The sequence below is a fragment of the Magnetospirillum sp. WYHS-4 genome (genome assembly GCA_039908345.1).
Lineage (GTDB): Bacteria > Pseudomonadota > Alphaproteobacteria > Rhodospirillales > GLO-3 > JAMOBD01.
In genome coordinates, this window is sequence record JAMOBD010000001.1 from 178,736 (window position 1) to 197,105 (window position 18,370).

The following is an 18,370-nucleotide window of genomic DNA, read 5'->3' on the forward strand; positions in this document are numbered from 1 at the left end:
CGCCAAGGCGGCCGTTGCAAGGAAGGCCGCCAATTCCAACGTGAAGGGTACGCCAGCCGCGGGCCGTTGCGCAACGCCGCCCGTCCACCGGAGACTTCCATGCCCCGCAATCTCCTTGCCCACGAAACCAGTCCCTACCTTCTCCAGCACCGGGACAATCCCGTCGCCTGGCACCCCTGGTGCCCCGAGGCCTTCGAGATCGCCCGGCGCGAGGACAAGCCTGTTCTGCTATCGGTGGGTTACGCGGCATGCCATTGGTGTCATGTGATGGCCCACGAGAGCTTCGAAGATGCGCAAGTGGCCGAGCTGATGAACCGGCTGTTCGTCAACGTCAAGCTGGACCGTGAGGAACGTCCGGACCTGGACTCCCTCTATCAGACGGCGCTGGCCCTGATGGGCGAGGCGGGCGGCTGGCCGCTTACCATGTTCCTGACCCCCGAGGCCGATCCCTTCTGGGGCGGCACCTACTTCCCGCCCACGCCGCGCTATGGGCGTCCGGCCTTTCCCGACGTGCTCCGGAGCGTCGCCCACGCCTTCCGCGTACGACGTCCCGACGTGCTGCGCAGTTCCCAGGTCATGCGCGATGCTCTCGGCCAGCTTGGCCAGCCCGCACGCGGGCCGGAACTCACCCGCGACCTGGTGGACGAGGCCGCCACCGCCGCGCTGCGGCTGGTCGACCCCATTCACGGGGGGACCGAAGGGGCGCCCAAGTTCCCGCAGCCCAGCCTGTTCCGCTTCCTCTGGCAGACCGCCCGGCGACGCGGCAACCGCCTGTTCCGCGATGCGGTCGCCGTGACCCTCGACCGGATGGCCCAGGGCGGCATCTACGATCACCTGGGCGGCGGCTTCGCCCGCTACGCCACCGACGACATATGGCTGGTGCCCCATTTCGAAAAGATGCTCTATGACAACGCCCAGCTCCTCGACCTGATGGCCGAGGTCTGGAAGGAAACCCGCAGCCCGCTCTACGCCACCCGCTGTGCGGAGATCGTCGATTGGGCCTTGCGCGACATGACGGTCGTCGACGGCGAGGCTTTCGCCTTCGCCGGTGCCCTGGATGCCGACAGCGAGGGCCGCGAGGGTAAGTACTACGTCTGGACCGAAGCGGAGATCGACGCCGCGCTCGGCGCCGATTCACCCGTATTCAAGGCCTCCTACGACGTCTCGGTACGGGGCAATTGGGAAGGTACCACCATCCTGAATCGCAGCCGCGACCGCTCCTTCGGCATCCCGCCCGTCGAGGCCCACCTGGCCGAGGCGCGCCGCCGCCTGTTGGAGATCCGCGATCGCCGGGTGCCGCCCTTGCGCGACGACAAGGTCCTCGCCGACTGGAACGGTCTGATGATCGCCGCCCTGGCCAACGCCGGCGGCATCTTCGACCGTCCGGCCTGGATCGAGATGGCGTGCCAAGTTTTCTCCTTCGTCTGTTCCCGCCTGGTGGCGGGCGGGCGGCTGCACCATTCCTGGTGCGCCGGGCGCCCGGGCCCGGTGGCCATGCTGGACGACCAGGCCCAGATGATCCGCGCCGCCTTGGCCCTGCACCAAGCGACCGGCGAGACCGTATATCTGGAACAGGCCCGCGCCTGGGCCGCCGAAGCCGACCGGCTGTTCGCCGACCCGGAAGGCGGTTACTTCCTTGCCGCCGCCGATGTCACCGACGTCATCGCCCGCACCAAGCCCATGGCCGATACGGCCTGTCCGTCGGGCGGCGCCGTCATGGCCGAGGTGCTGCTCCGCCTCCATCACCTGACCGGCGAGGCCTGCTATCTGGAGCGGGCGCGGCCCCTGTTCACGCTATTCGGCGACGCCACGGCGGCCCAGATGCTCAACCAACCAACCCTGCTGGCAGCCTTCGACCTGCTGGACGATCCCTTGCGGATCGTGGTGGCCGGTCCGGTGGACGATCCGGCGGCCCAGGCCCTCTGGCGGACCGCCGTCGAGTGCGCTCCGCCGGCTGCCGTCCTCATGCGCGGCGCCGGTGCGCCGGGCGCCGGGGTCTGCACCGGCCAGGTCTGCGAGCCCTCCATTACCGACCCGGCGCTGTTACGCCATCGCCTCGCCGCCCGCTGGCCCCGCGTGAACGACTGAGCTAAACTGAAAGGTATGTCCCACCTGTCCCTCAACAGCCCTCTCGGTCCCCTCACGGTTTTCGAGGAGGATGGCCTTCTGGTCTCCCTCGACTGGGGCCGCGCCCCCGTCGCGGCCCAGGCTCCGACCTTGCTCCTGAAGACGGCCAAGGATCAACTCGACGCCTATTTCGAAGGTCGCCTGACGATTTTCGACCTGCCCCTGGCGCCCGCCGCAACCCGGTTCCAGACCAAGATCCGCCACGCCCTGCAGGACATCCCCTACGGCAAGGTCCTGACCTACGGCGAGTTGGCCCGTCGGCTCGGCTCCGCGCCGCGCGCCGTAGGCGGAGCCTGCGGCGCCAATCCCCTGCCGTTGATCGTCCCCTGTCACCGGGTTGTCGGAGCGAACGGCCGGATGACCGGCTACTCCGGCGGCGGGGGCCTGGCGACCAAGGAAGCCCTGTTGCGCCTGGAAGGAGCCCTGCCGTGACCCACGCCATCCGTCTCCACGCCCCCGGCGGTCCCGACGCCCTGGTCTGGGAAGAGATCCCGGTGGGCGAGCCTGGACCGGGCGAGGTGCTGTTGCGCCAGACCGCGGTGGGGCTGAACTACATCGACATCTACCACCGCAGCGGCCTCTATCCCCTGCCCGTCCTGCCCGCCGTCCTTGGCATGGAAGGCGCGGGCGTCGTCGCGGCCCTGGGGCCCGGTGTCACCGCCTTGCAGGTCGGCCAGCGCGTCGCCTACGCGAGCCTCCCGGTAGGCGCCTACGCCGAAACCCGCCTGATGCCGGCCGACCGTCTGGTCCCGTTGCCTAACGGCATCGATGATCGCCGGGCCGCGGCGATGATGCTGAAGGGCATGACCGCCCAATACCTTTTGCGCCGCACCTATCCGGTGCAGGCAGGCGACGCGGTGCTGGTCCATGCCGCTGCTGGCGGGGTCGGATTGCCGCTCTGCCAATGGGCCGCCCACCTGGGGGCCACCGTCATCGGTACCGTAGGCAGCGAGGCCAAGGCGGAACTCGCCAAGGCGCACGGATGCCACCATACGATTCTCTACGACCGGGAAGATGTCCCGGCACGGGTCCGGGAGATCACGGACGGCGAGGGCGTGGCCGTGGTCTACGATTCGGTAGGCAAGGCCACCTTCATGGCTTCCCTCGATTCGCTCCGGCCGCTCGGCATGATGGTCAGCTTCGGCAATTCGTCGGGGCCGCTGGAGGCCTTCGACCCGGCCCTCCTGGCCCAGCGGGGATCGCTGTTCTTCACCCGCCCGTCCCTTTTGCATTACACGGCCAAGGCGGACGACCTGCGGTCTTGTGCGGCGGAACTGTTCGAGATGGTCCAGTCCGGCAAGCTCAGGGTGGAGGTCAACCAGACCTATGCCCTGAAGGACGCCGCCCAGGCCCACCGCGACCTGGAAGCCCGCAGGACCACCGGCTCGACGGTGCTGGTGCCTTGACTTCCTTTCTCTCCATGCCGACGGCCTGTCCCTTGGGGTAGCATCCGCCGGAGTCCAATGTTAGACTGGGGTATCGCCACATCCCGAACCTCCGGTCATGACCACGAAACGGCTTGCCTTCACCCAGCTTACCCAGGCGGACGTGGACGCCTTCGCCGAAGCCGCGCGCAAATTCACCGCCAAACACACCAAGACCAAGGCCTCCGCCCTCAAGATCCTCCAAAAGGAAGGCCTGATCACAAAATCGGGCAAGTTGACCAAGCGTTACGGCGGTTGATTTTTCCGCTGTCCCTTGTGGGGGACTGATCGTGCAACCTCCCGCCACCTCCTTTGTCCTCGGTTACCATGGCTGTGACGAGTCCGTTGCCAAGGATTTATTGGACGGTGGTGAGTTCCGCGCCAGTACCAACGACTACGACCGGTTAGGGCAGGGCCGGTATTGCTGGGAGTCCAATCCCTTGCGCGGGCTGGAATGGGCCCGCTTCCTTGCCTCGGGCGCCATTTCGGGCCGCAAGGTCAAGAACCCGACCGTGGTCGGTGCGGTCATCAATCTCGGTCATTGCCTGGATTTGACGACGTCCCAGGGTACCCAGTTGGTCACCGAGGCCCATCGCAGCCTTGTAACCATGTCGGAAGCCGCGGGAAACCAGCTACCCGGGAACAAAGCCAACCCACCCTTGCGCAGGCTCGATTGCGCGGTGATGGAACATCTCCATCAAATACGGACCGAACTAAGCCTTGCCCCGTTCGATTCCGTTCGGGGCCTGTTTCCCGAGGGCGAGCCGCTCTATCCGGAAGCGGGGTTCCTGGATCGGACCCACGTGCAGATTTGCGTCCGAAACCCCGAATGCATCATCGGCCTGTTCAAGGTCAGGGACGAATTCCTTCGTCCCTGATCCCGCATCACGTATTCATCGCATCGAAGAAGTCGGCGTTGTTCTTGGAGGACTTGAGCTTGTCCAGCAGGAACTCCATGGCATCCACCACGCCCATGGGCATCAGGATGCGGCGCAGGACCCACATCTTGCTGAGCGTGCCCTTGTCGACCAGAAGTTCTTCCTTGCGGGTGCCCGACTTGGTGATGTCGATGGAGGGCCAGGTGCGCTTGTCGGAGATCTTGCGATCCAGGATGATTTCCGAATTGCCGGTGCCCTTGAATTCTTCGAAGATCACTTCGTCCATGCGCGAGCCGGTGTCGATCAGCGCCGTGGCGATGATCGTCAACGAGCCACCTTCCTCGATATTGCGCGCTGCGCCGAAGAAGCGCTTGGGGCGCTGCAGGGCGTTGGCGTCCACGCCGCCGGTCAAAACCTTGCCGGACGACGGCACCACGGTGTTGTAGGCGCGTGCCAAACGGGTGATCGAATCCAGCAGGATCACCACGTCCATCTTGTGCTCGACCAGCCGCTTGGCCTTGGCCATCACCATCTCGGTGACCGCCACGTGACGGGTGGCCGGTTCGTCGAAGGTGGAACTCACCACTTCGCCCCGCACCGAGCGGGCCATGTCGGTCACTTCTTCCGGCCGCTCGTCGATCAGCAGCACGATCAGATAGCATTCCGGATGGTTGGTGGCGATGGAATGGGCGATATTCTGCAGCATCACCGTCTTGCCGGTGCGTGGCGGCGCGACGATCAGGCCGCGCTGGCCCTTGCCGATGGGCGTGATGAGATCGATGACCCGGCTGGTGAAATCCTTGTTCTTCGGATCGTCGATTTCCATCTTGAACCGCTGGTCGGGATAGAGCGGCGTCAGATTGTCGAAGTTGATGCGATGGCGTACCGCCTGCGGATCGCCGAAGTTGATCTTGTTCACCTTCAGAAGGGCGAAGTAGCGTTCCCCGTCCTTGGGCGCGCGGATTTCACCTTCCACCGTGTCGCCGGTACGCAGGCCGAAACGCCGCATCTGGCTGGGCGAGACGTAGATGTCGTCGGGACCCGGCAGATAGTTGGCCTCGGGCGATCGCAGGAAGCCAAACCCGTCCTGCAGCACTTCCAGCACGCCATCGCCGAAGATCGACACTTCGTTGTCGGCCAGCCGCTTGAGGATGGCGAACATCATATCCTGCTTGCGCAGGTTGCTGGCATTTTCGATTTCCAGCTCCTCCGCATAGCTCAGGAGGTCGGCCGGGCTCTTGGTCTTCAATTCCTTGAGATGCATGGGAAAACTCGACGATCTGTCTCGGGGGAGGGGAAAACGGCGGAAAACCGGGAGTGGCGGCTTGCGACGAGTCTTCGTCGGCGACGGCGGCCACGGAGGGGCGATGGAAAGGGAAACAGGCCGCTCGCGGGGCCTTAGAGGGTGGATGGCCCAAGCATTAGTCCAACCCGCCCCACCTGTCAAATGAAGATAATCATGGCTTGACGATCGCCATGACGACGATCGCGATCATCAGGATGGTCGGCACTTCGTTGACGATCCGGTAGAACCTCTGTGGACGGGTATTGCGGTCGGCGGCGAAGTCCTCGCGCCAGCGGGCCATCCGCCAATGCATGACCAGCATTCCGGCGGCGCAGGTCAGCTTGACGTGAAGCCAAACCTGGCTCCGAACCGCTTCCCAGCCAAGGTCGACCAGCATCGCCACTCCCAGGGCGACTGTCACCACCATGGCCGGATTCATGATGGCACGCAGCAGACGGCGCTCCATCACCTTGAAAGTTTCCGAGACCTCGGAGCCCACCTCGACCACACTATGGTAGACGAATAGACGCGGCAGGTAGAACAACCCGGCCATCCAGGCCATCACGGCGATCAAATGCCAAGCCTTGATCCAAAGATAGGCCTCTCCCGACATGGGCTACTTCTCCGTTGGACAGCAACGATGGTCCGTATCCCGGCCGCAAAGCCGTTCCCGCCCTCCCGCCAGGGCGGACCGCGTCACCGCGGCCAGACCCCGGATGAAAGCGGGATGGCTGCTCACGGTGGGAACCCGCAGGTATTTGGGTACTCCGGCTTCCCTGGCCAGATGGCCGTATTCGATATCCAGCTCGACCCGGGTTTCCGAATGTTCGGATACGAACGCGATGGGAACCACGACCAAGGACAGGCCCTCACGTCCGGCTTGGCGGATCTCGTCGTCGGTCGCCGGTCCGATCCATTCGAGAGGACCGACGCGGCTCTGATAGCAGACCCGCCAATCCAGATCCGCAATGCCCAACCGGGCGACGATGGCTTCCGCCGACCGCTCCACCTGCCAGGAATAGGGGTCTCCCTTGGCGACGATCTTCTTCGGCAGGCCGTGGGCGGAAAAAAGCAGGCGAATCCTGCCTGCCGTTCCGGCCTCCGTCAGAGCGGCACCGATCATCTCCGCCTCGGCGGCGACGAAACCCGGTTCGGTCGGATAGCAGCATACCTCGACTATAGGTGCCACGATGCCAGCCCGGCGGGCCGCCTCGGCGAAATCCTTCAGGGAAGAAGCACTGGTGGTGGTCGAATACTGGGGATAGAGCGGCAGGGCGACAATGCGGTCGGGAGCGAAGGCCGCGATTTCCCGCGCCGCCTCGTCGGCAAAGGGATGCCAATAGCGCATTGCCACCACGACTTTAGCCGGGCCCGTTTCCGTAAGAACGGCTTCCAATGCCGCAGCCTGGTCCCGCGTTTCCTGCAGGATGGGCGATCGGCCACCCAGCAGCTTGTAGATATCGCGGGCCACCGGGGCCCGCCGGGTGGAAATGAACTTGGCCAACAGCCAACGGATGGGACCCGGCGCGGCGATGATCGCCGGATCGTTGAACAGGTTGAACAGGAACGGCTGAACCGCTTCCGGAGAATCCGGGCCGCCCATGGTCATCACGACCACAGCCAAGCGTTCAGCCACGAATCAACTCCACCAGGCGAGCAACATGTTCGGGCGGCGTTTCGGGCAGAATACCGTGTCCCAGGTTGAAGATGAACGGACCCCTGCCCAGCGTTTCCAGGATATGCCGGGTTTCCCGCTCCAACGCCTCGCCGCCTGCCACCAGCGCCAAATTGTCCAGATTGCCTTGCACCGTACACCGAGGCTGAAGAATTTGCGCCGCCCAGCTTGCCGGGATCGTCGAATCCAGACTGACGCCATCGACACCGGTATCGCGAACATAGGTGTCGTAAAGAATTCCGGCTCCACGCGGAAAACCGATCACCGGGACAGCGGGGCATGTCGCCTTAAGGCGGCGCACCAGCTTGGCCGTTGGATCGGTTACCCAGCGCTTGAATTCGGATTCGCTCAGAACTCCAGCCCAACTGTCGAAGATCTGCACCGTCTCCGCGCCATTGCGGATTTGGGCTTCCAGATAGGAACCGGTGGCTTCCACCAGCAGATCGATCAACTTGCCGAAGCCTTCCGGATCGCGATAAGCCCAGCCGCGAGTCGCCAGGTAGTCCTTACTGCCGTGTCCCTCCACCATGTAGGTGGCGACGGTCCAGGGCGCCCCGGCAAAGCCGATCAGGGCGGTGGTCTCGGGAATCGCCTTCGTCAGGCGTCTGACCGTCTCGTAGACCGGCGCCAGATGCTCGTGGAAACGATCCATACCCAGTCGGCCCAATTCGGCCACCGAACGCACCGGCTCCAGAACCGGTCCGCGTCCCTCATGAAATTCCACCTTCTGGCCCAGGGCATCCGGTACCACGAGAATATCGCTGAACAGGATCGCCGCATCCATGCCATAGCGCCGCAGCGGCTGAAGGGTGACTTCCACCGCCAAATCCGGCGAATAACAGAAATCCAGGAAGGTCGGCGCTCGCTTGCGAACCTCGCGGTATTCCGGAAGATACCGGCCCGCCTGCCGCATGAGCCAGAACGGCGGCCTGGCCTGGACCTCGCCATTCATCGCGGCGAGAAATGGTTTCCTGATGGTCATTGGTTCCCCTGGATGGCTTGGCGGGATCGGCACTTATCAAACCCCAATCTACCCTTATTTTCAAAGATGAAAAAAAGGTGGTTGAGGTTGTAGCGCGGTGGAACCTGGGGATTAGATTTCATCCCAGGCTTTTCCCCAGTCTTACCACTGTCGTGCCGGGGGTCGATGGAAAAACGGGGATAGTATCCTTCCGCATCGCGTTCCACCCTGGACCCGCCAACCCCGTTTCGGCTTGGATATCTTTCGAAAGTCCGGTGGATGACTCGCGGTCAAGGGACCCCTGGCGTCCTTTCCAACAGTCCTTGTATAATCCCATCCACGATAAACAACAGGACGGATGGGAAAAACGGAAGCGGGGAGTATTTGGCCCAGCCACCCCGCCACCGGGCTTATCCCCAACCAATCCACAGGGGCGCGGGGACACTTTAGATGAGCAGCCATAATCTGCATTTGGTTTCCGATTCCACCGGCGAAACCGTGGCCATGCTGGCCCGGGCTTGCGTCGCCCAGTTCGACGAGATCAAGATGCGCCAGCATTCTTGGCCCCTGGTCCGGGAGGGGGCCCAGATCGACAAGGTGCTTGCCGCGATCCGCAAGGCGCCGGGCTTGGTCCTTTTCACCATGGTCGATTCGGATTTGCGCAAGATATTGGAGGATGGCCTTGAGGATCTGAAGGTGCCCTACCTCTGCGTGCTCGACCCGGTCCTGGCCGCCCTGGGTACTTACCTGAAGGCCGAAGCCCATCTGCGGCCGGGTTATCAGCACGCCCTGGGGGCCGCCGATTTCGAACGCATCGAGGCTATCAACTTTTCCTTGATCCACGACGATGGCCAAGCGGCGGCAACCCTCAACCGGGCCGACGTGGTGCTGGTCGGCGTGTCGCGCACCTCCAAGACCCCGACCTGCATCTACCTGGCCAATCGCGGCATCAAGGCGGCGAACGTTCCGGTCGTTCCCGGCTGTCCGCTGCCCCAGGAACTGTTCAAGCTCACCCGTCCCCTTGTCGTCGGCCTGACCAAGGACCCGCGTCAACTGGTCAAGGTGCGCAAGCATCGCCTCGAACTCATGCACCAGGACCCGACCTCGGACTACGTGGATGTCGCCACGGTGAACCGCGAGGTCGAGGAGGCGAAGCGGCTCTGCAACAAGCATGGCTGGCCGCTCATCGATGTCTCGGGCAAGTCCATCGAGGAAACGGCGACCCTTATCCTGCAGCACCTGAAGGATCGGGTGGAGACCGGCTGGTGACGCCTCTCGTCCTGGCTTCGGCGAGCGCGGTCCGCGCCACGATCCTCCGCCATGCCGGTCTGGAATTCGAAATCCGGCCGGCCGATGTCGACGAAGCGGCGATCAAAGCCGATTTGGCGGAGCGGTCCACCTCCGACCTCGCCGCCCGGCTGGCGGAAACCAAGGCCCGCCGGACGGCGGAACGCCATCCTGGCGCCCTGGTGATCGGTGCCGACCAGATCCTCGATTGCGGCGGGCGGCGTTTCGACAAGCCCCGAGATCGCACCGAAGCCCGCCGCCACCTGGAATTCCTGCGCGGTCGCGATCACCGCTTGGTCAGCGCCGTCTGTGCGGCAAGGGACGATGAGTTGCTCTGGGAACATCGGGCCGAACCGGTCTTGACCATGCGCTCCTTCTCGGATGAGTTCCTGAACGCCTATCTGGACCGGGCGGGGCCGGACGTCCTGGATTCGGTCGGTGCCTATCGCCTGGAAGGGATCGGCGTGCAACTTTTTTCGCGTATCGATGGGGATTACTTCTCGATCCTGGGCCTACCCTTGTTGCCGCTGCTTGACTTCCTCCGCCGCCACGGGGTTCTCTCGTCCTGATGATCTTGACCGGAAGGGCACGGCTGGCAGGGGTGATGGGATGGCCCGTAAGCCATTCCCTGTCGCCGCGCCTGCACGGGTTCTGGCTGGACCGTTACGGAATCGACGGTGCCTACCTGCCCCTTGCCGTGCGGCCCGAGGATTGCGAGGTGGTCATCCGCCTGCTGCCGCGTTTGGGCTTTGCCGGTGCCAACGTCACCGTGCCGCACAAGGAAACCGCCTTTGCCGTGGTGGACGAACTGGAACCCCTGGCGCGGCGTATCGGGGCCGTCAATACCCTGGTGGTGCGGGAAGACGGCGGTCTGCTCGGTCGCAACACCGATGCCTTCGGCTTTCTCGAAAACCTGCGGGCCGGCCAGCCCGGCTTCAGGTCGGCGGCCGGTCCCGCCGTGGTGCTGGGTGCCGGCGGCGCGGCCCGTGCCGTCGTCGCCGCCCTTGTCGACGACGGTGTGCCGGATCTGCGCCTGGTCAACCGTTCCCGGGACCGGGCGGAAAACCTGGCCGCCACCCTGGGCGGGCCCATCCGGGTGGTCGATTGGGCCGACCGTGCCGCCGCTCTGGATGGCGCGGTTCTGCTGGTCAATACCACCACTCTGGGAATGAAGGGCCAGCCGCCCCTCGACCTGGACCTTGCCGTGCTGCCGCCTGAGGCCCTGGTCACCGACATCGTCTACGCACCCCTGGAAACGCCTTTGCTTGCCGCCGCCCGCGCCCGCGGCAATCCGGCGGTCGACGGGCTCGGCATGCTGCTTCACCAGGCTCGGCCCGGCTTCGCCGCCTGGTTCGGCCGGGAACCCGAAGTGACGGACGAACTCCGGGCCTTCGTGCTCGCCACCCCGAAACCATGATCGTCCTGGGCCTCACAGGATCGGTCGGCATGGGCAAGACCAAGGCGGCCCGCGATCTGCGCTCCTTGGGAATCCCCGTCCATGATGCCGATGCTTGCGTCCATCGCCTGCTGGGCAAGGGCGGGGCGGCGGTGCCGGCGGTGGGCGGGGCCTTTCCCGGTGTCGTCCACGACGGTGCGGTCGACCGGACGCTTCTGGGCGGGCGGGTCTTCGACGATCCGGCGGCGCTTGTGCGCCTGGAGGACATCCTCCACCCCATGGTGGCGGCGGCGGAAGACGCCTTTCTTCGCCGGGCGGCCAGGCGGGGCGCGGTGTTGGCGGTGCTCGACATTCCCCTGCTGTACGAGACCGGCGCCGAAGGACGCTGCGATGCGGTGGCCGTGGTTTCGGCCCCCCCGCGGGTCCAATTGGCCCGGGTCCTGGCGCGCCCGGGCGTGACCCGCGCCCGCCAGGCGGCCATCCTGGACCGCCAGATGCCGGATGCGGACAAACGCCGTCGGGCCGACTACATCATCCCAACCGGCCTCGATAAAGCCTTCAGCCGCAAGGCCATATTGGCGATTGTTACGGACTTGCTTTCAAGATATGGTGTAAGGCGCGGATTGTAGGTGGAGATATAGGCAATGCGTGAAATCGTTTTGGATACGGAAACGACGGGTCTGAACCCTTTGGGCGGCCACCGCATCGTCGAGATCGGCTGCGTGGAGTTGGAAAACCACCTGCCCACAGGCCGCGACTTCCATCGCTACGTCAATCCCGAAAGGGACGTGCCGGCCGAGGCCTTCGCCGTGCACGGCCTGTCGGCGGAATTTCTCTCCACCCATCCGACTTTCGCCGACATCGCCGAGGACTTCCTGGATTTCGTCGGCGAAGCGCCGCTGGTCATCCACAACGCTTCCTTCGACCTGGGCTTCATCAATGCTGAACTGGCGCGGCTGGACCGCGTCGCCATTCCCCTGGGACGGGCCACCGATACCGTGGCCCTGGCCCGCAAACGCTTTCCCGGCGCCCAGGCGAATCTGGACGCCCTCTGCAAGCGTTTCGGCATCGATAACGGCGATCGTGACCTGCATGGGGCCCTGAAGGATTCCCTGTTGCTGGCCGAGGTCTACCTGGAACTGATCGGCGGCCGCCAGCCGGGTCTGGCCCTGGCGGCGGCCAAGGCGGCACAGAACGCCGGAGCGGTGCCGACGGCGGCTCGCGGCGACCGGCCGGCGCGGCATTTCGCTCCCTTGGCCGAGGAGGAAGCCGCCCATCGGACTTTTCTCGCGAAGCTGACGGCGCCGATCTGGGACGCTTGAATCAAGCGTTGCCGACGGGCTCGCCGACGGCCTTCTCGCGTTCGCGCAGCTGGTTCTGGTACATACCCACGAAATCGACCATACCCAGCATCAGGGGCGGAAAACCCCCGTCACGGGTCAGATCGGCCAGAATGTTGCGGGCGAAGGGGAACAGGAGGCGCGGGCATTCGATGAGCAACATGGGCTCGAGATGTTCGCGGGCGACGTTCAGGGTGAACAGCCCCCCGTAGGAAAGTTCGGCGATGAAGGCTACGGTCTCGCCCACCTTGCATTCGGCCCGGACGTTCAGGACCACCTCGAACAGCTTTTCCTGCAGTCCGTGGGCATTGACGTCCACATTGACCGCGATATCGGGCTGCTGCTTTTGCATCTGGCCGAAGATGCCAGGTGCGCCGGGGACCTCGAAGGACAGATCCTTGATATATTGACCGGCGACGGCAAGAGGCGGCTGGGCGGCCTGGACGTCGGTGGGTGTATCGGTGCGGTCGGACATGGCGGGGCTCCCCTCTGAATCGCGGGGTCTGGCTACCATGGATCGCCGATTCCTACAACCGCTGTCTGGACGCGGGCCGCTGGAGGCATTACTTTCTCCCCCTGGACAGAAAAGTAAGGACCGCCCCTTGCAGGCATTCGACATCATTCTCTTCGCCTTGATCGCGGTTTTCCTGGCCTTGCGCCTGCGCAGCGTGCTGGGCAAGCGCGATGGCCACGAAGGCGGCTTTCCCGATCCCTTCCGCAAGGACCGGAATCCGGAAGCGGCCAGGGACGACGAGAGCGCGAGCTCCGACAATGTCATTCCCTTGCCCGGGCGCAAAGCGGCCCGTGTCGAGGACGTCGAGGAAGGGCCGGAGCCGGAACCCCGTACGCCCCTCGAAATCGGCTTGGCGGCAATCCGTACCGTCGACGGCGATTTCAGCGCCGCCGGAATGCTGGGGGGTGCTCGCGTCGCCTTTGAGATGATCCTCAATGCCTTCGCCGCGGCGGATCTGGATACTCTCAAGGGCTTGCTCAGCCCCGAGGTCTTCGAGAACTTCGCCCAATCCATCCGCGAGCGCCAGAAGGCCGGTCATGTCCTCGATGCTACCTTGGTGGGCATCCGCGGCGCCGAGCTGACGGAGGCGAGCCTCGAAGGCCGGATGGCCCAGGTAACCATCCGTTTCGTCAGCGAACAAGTCACCGTGACCCGAGATGCCGACGGCAAGGTGGTAGAAGGCGATCCAAACCTGGTTGTCGATGTCGTCGATTTCTGGACATTTGCCCGTGATACCCGCTCGCGCGATCCCAACTGGACGCTGGTGGCGACCCAAAGCCCCGAATAGGGGGCTCGTCGCGGTCCTGCTCGGGCTGGCCGGTTGCGCCGTAGCGCCGCCGCCGCCCGCCAAGATGCCCGAACCCCACTTGTCCCTGACCCCCGTCTCCTATTCCCGTCTGGCCGGCTGGGAGACCGACCGCCATGGCGAGGCCCTGGCGGCATTTCGCCGCTCCTGCCCTCGCCTCGACGCCTTGTCCTCCGGCCGGCCCCTCGACAACGGCGGCGCCGTGAAGGACGGCGGTCCCGACCTGGGGCGGGCCGACGAATGGCAGGCGGCCTGCAAGGCCGCCGCCGGACAGCCGGTTAACGACGACGCCGGGGCACGGCGCTTTTTCGAAACCTGGTTCTCTCCCTTCCTGGTGGCGGACAACGACCGGGAAGAAGGCCTTTTCACAGGATATTACGAGGCCGAGTTAAAGGGCTCCCGCAAGAAGCACGGCCCCTACCGACATCCCGTCCACGCCCGTCCAAAGGATCTGGTGACCGCAGACCTGGGTCGATTCAAGTCCGATTGGAAAGGCCAGGAGCTGAACGGCCGCCTGCAGGGAGGCCACCTCGTACCCTACGCCAGCCGGAACGAAATCGTTTCGGGGTTCCTGGACGGTAAAGCCCAGGAACTCTTCTGGGTGGACGATCCGATCGAGCTGTTTTTCCTGCATGTTCAGGGCTCCGGCCGCATTTCCCTCGACGACGGCAGGACCGTCCGCGTCGGCTATGCGGGGCGCAACGGCCATCCCTACCGGGCCATCGGCGCCGAACTGGCCGACCGCGGCGTCATGCGGCGGGAAGACATCACCATGCCGGCGATCCGGGCCTGGCTTGCCGCCAACCCGACTCAGGCTGCCGGCCTGCTGAACGCCAATCCCTCCTACGTCTTTTTCCGGACCGTGGAGGGCGACGGTCCGATCGGGGCGCAGGGCGTGGTCCTTACTCCCGGCCGCAGTCTGGCGGTGGACAAGCGGTTTTTGCCCTACGGCGCGCCGCTGTGGCTGGAAACCTCCGATCCTCTGGACCCATCCCGGCCCCTGAGACGGCTTCTAGTGGCCCAGGATACCGGCGGGGCCATTACGGGGCCGGTGCGCGGCGATGTCTTCTGGGGCCATGGGCCCGAGGCCATGGCCAGGGCGGGCCATATGAAACAAAAGGGACGATATTTCCTCCTGTTGCCGAAACGCCCGCAAGCCATTGCGCAGCCTATTCCGCCAAGCTCCTGAAATGACGGTAAAACCCGGAAAATCCCGCCACCGTGTCCTGGCGCCGGACGAAGAAGAACTATGGGCTCACGTGGTGGCTTCGGTCAAACCTCTGCGCCGCCGCCGCCGCCAGGCCCAGGCGATCCCTGCGGCGACTTCCGCTCCCGACCCGGAGACCGCGACTTCGTCGTGCACGGAACGACCCCGGATTCTCGTGATACCGCCGCCACCGCCCGTATCCAAGCTGCCGCCGGACCTGACAGTCGGCAGCACGGCCGGAGTGGACAAGCGTACCGCGGAACGGTTCCGCAAGGGCGAAATGTCCTTGGACGGCGCGATCGATCTCCATCGCCATACCCAGGACGAGGCCCACCGTGCCCTGGACATCTTTCTTCTAAGCTCCCAGACGGCAGGGCGGCGCTGTGTCCTGGTCATCACGGGCAAGGGGCGAACGACGGGAGGCAGCGTCCTTCGGGCCATGGTCCCGCGCTGGCTGAACGAGGCGCCCTTGCGCACCCGAATTCTGGCCGTGGCTCCGGCCCAGCCCCGCCACGGCGGCAGTGGCGCCTTCTATGTCTTGTTGAAGAGAAAACGCTAACCCTTTGATGTCTTGGATTTCTGGCGGGCAGTCGAAATCTCGGCCACGCAGGTTGGCCAGTCTACGATCTCAGGACTGCGCACCCGGACGTCCACATGGGTAACCCGCAGAATGCCGTCCTTCTGCGGATAGAGAAAGAGATCCAGCGCGCAGCGCTTGCCGTTGTATTGCCAGAGTCGCGCGGCCCGATCCTTGCGGGTGAAATCGGGCGTCCCGATCGCCTCGGTCACCTCGCCCTGGGTCATGCCTTTGAAATGATCCGGGCTTGCCACGGAAGATCTGGCGGGCGGGACGTCGGCGGCCGGGGGCAGGGCCGCCTGATTCTCGTCCGGCGGAGTGGTGGCCGGTGCCGCCTGTTCTTCCTGGGGACGCGCCGGAGGGTCGTCCTCGGTCGCGACGATTCCGGAACAAGCCCCGAGAATCAAGACCGCCGCCGCCAGCATTCCGAAACGACGCGGCATGCGGTATTCTCCCCCGAGTCAGAAGGTGGAAGGCGTACCCTGCGGCACCGGGGGCTCGTCCGCGCCTTCGACGTCGGCCAGCGCCTGCATGTCGCCGGAAATCCTGCCCCCGGACTCGATAATGATCCGGCCATAGCGAATGGACCCGGTCACCAACCCCCCGGCCCGCACGACCAAGCGGTCATGGGCGATCAGGTCGCCTTCGTAACGCCCGCTGATGTCCGCTTCGTTGACCACGGCCCGACCTTTGAAGTAGCCGGAGGACGCCACCTCGATGGCACGGGCGTCCGACAGCGTCGCCTCGACCCGGCCCTCGACCACCAGCTTGTCGCAGCAGGTGATCTCGCCCGACAGGCAGATCTCGCGGCCGACGGTCAGGCGCTTGCTGTCGGCGTCGCCCAAGCGTGGCCGATCCAGGCGCCGGGGCGCCGAAAGACTGGGCAACTCGACGGCGCGACGCGGCGCTTCGGTGGGCGTGAAGGTCGTCTTGGACGGCAGCTTGGGCGGCGTATGGGAGCCGCGCTTGGAAAAAGGCTTCAGGGGCGGCGCGGACATGTCGCCTTCGCCGTCCTTCGGTCCCGGGGACCCCGCGTCATCCTTCTTGCGGAACATGGAAACCTCATCCCTTTGCCAGCGTGGGTTCGGACGCGCGTGCGCGGCGCCAGGTCTCGAACAGATGCACCATCGCCGCCGCGCCGATCACGGGGGCCACGAGATTGACCACCGGAATCGCCATCATCAGGGCCAAAAGGCTCCCGGCGGCCGTAACCGACCAGGAACGGGACTTGCGCAGGGCCCTGGCTTCCTCGCGCGGCAACCGCCGGAGCGCCACCAGTTCGAAGTACTCCCGCCCGAGAAGATAGCCGTTCGCCGCCACGAACACAAAAGGAAACACCGGCCCGAGCAACAGGAAGGGCAACAGCATCAGGTTCACGACGACCTTGACCAGAAGGAAAATCCCCGCCGCAGCCAGTTCCTCCCCCAGGGTCAGACCGGATGCCGTCGGCAGATCGGGGTAATGCCGCCGTTCCACCGCCGTAACGAGCGCGTCGAGAGCCACCGCGATCACCCCGCTGACCACGGCGGGAAACAATAGCCAAGTCAAGACCAGGGTAGCCAGGCCTCCCAACAGGTCGACGGCCGTCTCGATCCATCCGGCGTCGAAGACGGCGGTGTGGGCCAACAGATAGCCCACGGCGGTCCATAATCCCCCCAGGGCGAGGGTGGCTAACCCCAGGGCGAGCCAAACCACCTGGCGGGTGGCCGGATCGGTTAATTGATGCACTCCCTTAACGAAAGCAGATATCATGTTGAATCCGGAATCGTTTTGCCAGACGTCTCCGTCGGTGTACCCCGTCCCGCCCCCGTCGGCAAGCCGAACCTTGCGGGGCTGCTTCGGCCCGTTATACTGCCGCCTTCATCAATACCGGGAGGATACGATGGTCGAGGTTCGTTACGGGGTACTGGGGATCGGCAATGCCATCGTCGACGTGGTGGCCCATGCCGACGACGGCTTCCTGGCGGGCCACGGCTTGGCCAAGGGGACCATGGCCCTGATCGACGAAGCCATGGCCGGCCGGCTCTACGACCAGATCGGGCCCGCCATCGAATGCTCCGGCGGCTCCGCCGCCAACACCATCGCCGGCCTGGCGTCCCTGGGCGGGGCGGGGGCATTCATCGGCAAGGTGGCGACCGACCAACTTGGCCAGGTCTTCACCCACGACATCCGGGCCCTGGGCGTCACCTTCCGCAGCGCCCCGCTGGCGGGCGGTCCCTCCACCGCCCGCTGCCTGGTCCTGGTTTCGCCCGATGCCCAGCGCACCATGCAGACCTACCTGGGGGCCTGCACGCAACTTTATCCCGACGACATCGACCCCGACCTGGTGGCCGCCTCGCAGGTGACCTATCTGGAGGGCTACCTTTGGGACCCGCCGCACGCCAAGGACGCCTTCGTCAAGGCGGCCCGGATCGCCAAGGAGGCCGGTCGCAAGGTCGCCCTGTCGCTATCCGATCCGTTCTGCGTCGACCGCCATCGCGACGACTTCCTGACGCTTCTTGCCGACCATGTCGACGTGCTGTTCGCCAACGAGGCGGAAATCAAGCACCTCTACAAGGCCGAAAGCTTCGACGCGGCCTTGCAGCAGGTGCGGGGCCACTGCGAAATCGCCGCCCTGACACGGGGCGAAAAGGGTTCGGTGGTGGTGGCCGGCGAGGAACTTCATGTCGTCGACGCCGAGCCGGTGATACGGGTGGTCGATACCACCGGGGCCGGGGATGCCTATGCGGCCGGCTTCCTGTTCGGCCTGACCGCGGGCAAGAATCTGGCGACCTGTGCCCGGCTGGGCGGCATCGCCGCGGCCGAAATCATTTCCCACCTGGGCGCCCGGCCCGAAACGCCGCTGCGCCCCTTGGCCGAAGCCCGGCTGGGGCCGCTGTGACGCTGCCGCCGTG

The 18,370-nt window shown here is 65.2% G+C and carries 22 protein-coding genes; 14 read left to right on the top strand and 8 right to left on the bottom strand.

What is annotated here, in order from left to right:
* Positions 1 to 99 precede the first annotated feature (99 nt).
* From H7841_00840 to H7841_00860, 5 genes are all read left to right on the top strand, one after another.
* Positions 100 to 2,088, top strand: a complete 1,989-nt coding sequence (locus tag H7841_00840) for a thioredoxin domain-containing protein (GenBank protein ID MEO5335427.1) — start codon at positions 100 to 102, stop codon at positions 2,086 to 2,088.
* A 15-nt stretch (positions 2,089 to 2,103) separates the two neighbouring features.
* A complete protein-coding gene (locus H7841_00845) occupies positions 2,104 to 2,559 on the top strand; it encodes a methylated-DNA--[protein]-cysteine S-methyltransferase (protein ID MEO5335428.1) in 456 nt (151 codons plus the stop codon).
* Complete coding sequence (locus H7841_00850) at positions 2,556 to 3,533, top strand: quinone oxidoreductase (GenBank protein MEO5335429.1); 978 nt, start codon at positions 2,556 to 2,558, stop codon at positions 3,531 to 3,533. Before H7841_00845 ends, H7841_00850 begins: the two co-directional genes overlap by 4 nt.
* A 97-nt stretch (positions 3,534 to 3,630) precedes the next feature.
* A complete protein-coding gene (locus H7841_00855) occupies positions 3,631 to 3,810 on the top strand; it encodes a hypothetical protein (protein MEO5335430.1) in 180 nt (59 codons plus the stop codon).
* Positions 3,811 to 3,841: 31 nt separating this feature from the next.
* Entirely contained in the window at positions 3,842 to 4,429 is a 588-nt protein-coding gene (locus H7841_00860) for a hypothetical protein (GenBank protein ID MEO5335431.1), read from the top strand.
* A 7-nt stretch (positions 4,430 to 4,436) separates the two neighbouring features.
* On the opposite strand, the gene rho is transcribed toward H7841_00860, so the two are convergent.
* The 4 genes from rho to hemE form a co-directional block, all read right to left on the bottom strand.
* Positions 4,437 to 5,693, bottom strand: coding sequence for a transcription termination factor Rho (rho, locus tag H7841_00865; GenBank protein ID MEO5335432.1), 1,257 nt, complete (start codon positions 5,691 to 5,693; stop codon positions 4,437 to 4,439).
* Positions 5,694 to 5,886: 193 nt separating this feature from the next.
* Entirely contained in the window at positions 5,887 to 6,327 is a 441-nt protein-coding gene (hemJ, locus tag H7841_00870) for a protoporphyrinogen oxidase HemJ (GenBank protein MEO5335433.1), read from the bottom strand.
* 3 nt (positions 6,328 to 6,330) lie between these two features.
* Positions 6,331 to 7,323, bottom strand: a complete 993-nt coding sequence (gene hemH, locus H7841_00875; GenBank protein MEO5335434.1) for a ferrochelatase — start codon at positions 7,321 to 7,323, stop codon at positions 6,331 to 6,333.
* Between the two features lie 19 nt (positions 7,324 to 7,342).
* Positions 7,343 to 8,371, bottom strand: a complete 1,029-nt coding sequence (hemE, locus tag H7841_00880; protein ID MEO5335435.1) for a uroporphyrinogen decarboxylase — start codon at positions 8,369 to 8,371, stop codon at positions 7,343 to 7,345.
* 429 nt (positions 8,372 to 8,800) lie between these two features.
* Here hemE and H7841_00885 point away from each other — a divergent pair, with 429 nt between their 5' ends.
* The 5 genes from H7841_00885 to dnaQ are packed head-to-tail and all read left to right on the top strand — an operon-like array spanning position 8,801 to position 12,355.
* On the top strand, positions 8,801 to 9,619 hold the full coding sequence (locus tag H7841_00885; GenBank protein ID MEO5335436.1) for a kinase/pyrophosphorylase: 819 nt from the start codon (positions 8,801 to 8,803) through the stop codon (positions 9,617 to 9,619).
* Entirely contained in the window at positions 9,613 to 10,206 is a 594-nt protein-coding gene (locus H7841_00890; GenBank protein MEO5335437.1) for a Maf family nucleotide pyrophosphatase, read from the top strand. The genes H7841_00885 and H7841_00890 overlap by 7 nt, the downstream gene beginning before the upstream one ends.
* Positions 10,206 to 11,054 carry a shikimate dehydrogenase gene (locus H7841_00895; protein MEO5335438.1) on the top strand — a complete coding sequence of 283 codons (849 nt, stop codon included), beginning with the start codon at positions 10,206 to 10,208 and terminating at the stop codon, positions 11,052 to 11,054. Before H7841_00890 ends, H7841_00895 begins: the two co-directional genes overlap by 1 nt.
* Positions 11,051 to 11,662 (top strand): dephospho-CoA kinase, encoded by a 612-nt coding sequence (gene coaE / locus H7841_00900; protein ID MEO5335439.1) that lies wholly within the window; start codon positions 11,051 to 11,053, stop codon positions 11,660 to 11,662. Before H7841_00895 ends, coaE begins: the two co-directional genes overlap by 4 nt.
* A 15-nt stretch (positions 11,663 to 11,677) precedes the next feature.
* Positions 11,678 to 12,355 carry a DNA polymerase III subunit epsilon gene (gene dnaQ / locus H7841_00905; protein ID MEO5335440.1) on the top strand — a complete coding sequence of 226 codons (678 nt, stop codon included), beginning with the start codon at positions 11,678 to 11,680 and terminating at the stop codon, positions 12,353 to 12,355.
* A 1-nt stretch (position 12,356) separates the two neighbouring features.
* Here dnaQ and secB read toward each other — a convergent pair whose 3' ends face one another.
* Positions 12,357 to 12,848 carry a protein-export chaperone SecB gene (secB, locus tag H7841_00910; protein MEO5335441.1) on the bottom strand — a complete coding sequence of 164 codons (492 nt, stop codon included), beginning with the start codon at positions 12,846 to 12,848 and terminating at the stop codon, positions 12,357 to 12,359.
* Positions 12,849 to 12,975: 127 nt separating this feature from the next.
* On the opposite strand from secB, the gene H7841_00915 reads away from it, so the two are divergent.
* The 3 genes from H7841_00915 to H7841_00925 all read left to right on the top strand — a co-directional run bounded on the left by H7841_00915 (position 12,976) and on the right by H7841_00925 (position 15,458).
* Complete coding sequence (locus H7841_00915) at positions 12,976 to 13,674, top strand: Tim44/TimA family putative adaptor protein (protein MEO5335442.1); 699 nt, start codon at positions 12,976 to 12,978, stop codon at positions 13,672 to 13,674.
* A gap of 64 nt (positions 13,675 to 13,738) precedes the next feature.
* Entirely contained in the window at positions 13,739 to 14,881 is a 1,143-nt protein-coding gene (locus tag H7841_00920) for a murein transglycosylase A (GenBank protein ID MEO5335443.1), read from the top strand.
* A 1-nt stretch (position 14,882) separates the two neighbouring features.
* Complete coding sequence (locus H7841_00925) at positions 14,883 to 15,458, top strand: Smr/MutS family protein (GenBank protein MEO5335444.1); 576 nt, start codon at positions 14,883 to 14,885, stop codon at positions 15,456 to 15,458.
* On the opposite strand, the gene H7841_00930 is transcribed toward H7841_00925, so the two are convergent.
* The 3 genes from H7841_00930 to H7841_00940 are packed head-to-tail and all read right to left on the bottom strand — an operon-like array spanning position 15,455 to position 17,204.
* Positions 15,455 to 15,919: a hypothetical protein gene (locus H7841_00930; protein MEO5335445.1), complete on the bottom strand. Its 465-nt coding sequence runs from the start codon at positions 15,917 to 15,919 to the stop codon at positions 15,455 to 15,457. The genes H7841_00925 and H7841_00930 overlap by 4 nt on opposite strands.
* A gap of 18 nt (positions 15,920 to 15,937) precedes the next feature.
* A complete protein-coding gene (locus H7841_00935) occupies positions 15,938 to 16,531 on the bottom strand; it encodes a polymer-forming cytoskeletal protein (protein ID MEO5335446.1) in 594 nt (197 codons plus the stop codon).
* Between the two features lie 7 nt (positions 16,532 to 16,538).
* Positions 16,539 to 17,204 (bottom strand): EI24 domain-containing protein, encoded by a 666-nt coding sequence (locus H7841_00940; GenBank protein ID MEO5335447.1) that lies wholly within the window; start codon positions 17,202 to 17,204, stop codon positions 16,539 to 16,541.
* Between the two features lie 154 nt (positions 17,205 to 17,358).
* Between H7841_00940 and H7841_00945 the strand changes: the two genes are divergently transcribed.
* Positions 17,359 to 18,357 (top strand): adenosine kinase, encoded by a 999-nt coding sequence (locus H7841_00945; protein MEO5335448.1) that lies wholly within the window; start codon positions 17,359 to 17,361, stop codon positions 18,355 to 18,357.
* Positions 18,358 to 18,370 lie beyond the last annotated feature (13 nt).